The sequence below is a fragment of the Bathymodiolus platifrons methanotrophic gill symbiont genome (assembly GCF_002189065.1).
Classification (GTDB): domain Bacteria; phylum Pseudomonadota; class Gammaproteobacteria; order Methylococcales; family Methylomonadaceae; genus Methyloprofundus.
This window is the reverse complement of record NZ_BDMN01000515.1, coordinates 1-1,744: the sequence shown is the minus strand read 5'-3', so window position 1 is coordinate 1,744 and position 1,744 is coordinate 1. Positions and strand designations below refer to the sequence as shown.

The 1,744-nt window shown below is 36.0% G+C and carries 1 protein-coding gene and 1 pseudogene; both read left to right on the top strand.

The window, feature by feature from the left end; translation table 11 throughout:
* A pseudogene (locus CDZ78_RS22445) lies at positions 1-629 on the top strand (N-6 DNA methylase); the annotation flags it as partial.
* Positions 626-1,744: restriction endonuclease subunit S (locus CDZ78_RS20010; RefSeq protein ID WP_140414259.1), on the top strand; the 1,119-nt coding region annotated here is incomplete at its 3' end. The pseudogene CDZ78_RS22445 and the gene CDZ78_RS20010, both read left to right, overlap by 4 nt.

Below are 1,744 nucleotides of genomic sequence, written 5' to 3'. Positions count from 1 at the left end.
GCAACAGCTATGAACAGCAACTTGAAGACGGTAAGAAGGGCACAAAACTAATGCCGATCAAAATAAATAATGGTGGGCGTTCATTTAGTGAATTTGTTATTACAGAATATGATCACTCAAAATTTGAGTCCTTGTTTTACTATTTTATGAGCAATATAAAGCCTTTTATTGCTCTTCTTAATTACAAAGAACAACCCTTAGTCATTACCACTAAAGCTACGCAATATAGTTTTGATACAGAAAAAGAAACTCTAATTAAAACCGAAAACGACACAGAAGAAGAGCTAGGTTGCGGCAAGATTGTAGTCAAAGCGAGTTTGAAAAAGAAAAACAAAACCAAGCCAGAACGCATAGAAATTACTGTAGGGCTAACGCCTGATTATCAGAAAGATTACGAAATCATTCCTTTTCACAAAGACGAGTTAGAAAACCAGAAAGCGATTGATGCATTTATGGAGAAATACATCACCAAACCGTTTGAGCTATTAGAAAATGTGGTTGGCGTGGAAGTGAATTTTAATAAGGTTTTCTACAAGCCCGAAAAGCTTAGAAGCGTAAGCGATATTCTGCCAGATATTGAAAAGATGGATGAGCAGCTCAAGGACTTGGAAGCGGAGTTTGTATTATGATTCAAGAAGTTTCTAGGTGTTATGAGGAATATAAAGATAGCGGGATTGAATGGCTCGGGAGGACTCCCATTCAGTGGAAAATAACTAGAAATAAAGATATTTTCGAGGAAAGAGGGAGCTTAAGTAGTTCTGGTAACGAAACATTACTTACTGTGTCTCATATAACAGGAGTTACTCGGCGAACAGAAAAAAATGTGAATATGTTTATGGCGGAAACAATGGAAGGTTATAAACTATGCAAAACAGGTGATTTTATTATTAACACTATGTGGGCTTGGATGGGAGCGTTAGGGACAGCTGATGAAGAGGGGATTTGCAGTCCTGCTTATGGTGTTTATAAACCCAAAAAGTATAAGCCTTATAATCATAAATATTTTGATTACTTGTACAGAACGCCAAATGCAATCACTGAAATGACAAGGAATTCTAAAGGAATAGTCTCCTCACGATTAAGGCTATATCCGAAATATTTTTTTCAAATTAAAACAGCATTACCACCTTTCCCCGAACAAAAATTCATAGCCGATTATCTGGACACCAAAACCGCTCAGATTGATAAAAAAATTGATTTACTCGCCCAAAAAGCCGTCCATTACAGCAAGCTAAAACAATCCCTGATTAACGAAACCGTTCTCCGTGGACTGGATAAAACGGTAGCTATGAAAGATAGCGGGGTTGAATGGGTTGGGGATATTCCAAAGCATTGGGAAGTGATGCGGTTGAAGGATGTTGCAACAATGCGTACAGGTAATAGCCTCAATGATACTTTGAAAGAAAAATTTTCAGATAAAACAATTGAGAATACTCCCTATGTTGGAACTAAAGATATTGATTTAGCTACATACTCCGCAAATATAAATAATGGTGTGTATATCCCTAATTCAGAATCTAAATACAAAAAATCTCCTAGTTACTCAACATTACTATGTGTTGAAGGTGGTAGTGCAGGGAAGAAAATGGCCTTTGTGAAACAGTCTGTTTGCTATGTAAATAAACTTTTGTGCTTTTCAAATAATGTTAAGGTTAATTCTCTGTTTCTTCATTATTTCATTAGATCAACCCCATTTGTTTCAAAATTCAATACTTGTTTAACAGGGTTAAAGGATAATTATTGG